1 pseudogene is annotated in these 298 nt (G+C 68.5%); it reads left to right on the top strand.

The annotated features are described in order from the left end of the window. Positions 1-298, top strand: a pseudogene (locus ACQG3P_RS19175) (PH domain-containing protein); the annotation flags it as partial.

Here is a 298-nt window from a genome sequence, read left to right as displayed (position 1 = left end):
GTGGCGCCCGCCCCTCTGTGGCGACTGCTCTGGCTGTGGCTGCCGCTTCTGGGCGTGGCGGTGCTGCTGGTCACCACGCACCTGCAGGAACAACGCACACCGATGGACATGGCCATCACCCTGCCGTGCCTGCTGGTGCTGGGCGGTGTGCTCAGCTGGGCGTTCCTCCGTCGCCGCATCACGCTGGAACAAGGCGAGCTGCTGGTGACCTCCACCTTCTACCGCCGTCGCACGGCGGTATCGTCGATGCTGCTGGGCCCGGCGCGCATCGTCGACCTGGCCGACCACAGCCAGTTCA

Origin of the sequence: Stenotrophomonas sp. SrG, from assembly GCF_050031795.1 — a bacterium.
GTDB classification, from domain to species: domain Bacteria; phylum Pseudomonadota; class Gammaproteobacteria; order Xanthomonadales; family Xanthomonadaceae; genus Stenotrophomonas; species Stenotrophomonas rhizophila_A.
The sequence above is the reverse complement of the archived record's forward strand: the minus strand, read 5'-3'. Positions and strand labels throughout refer to the sequence as shown.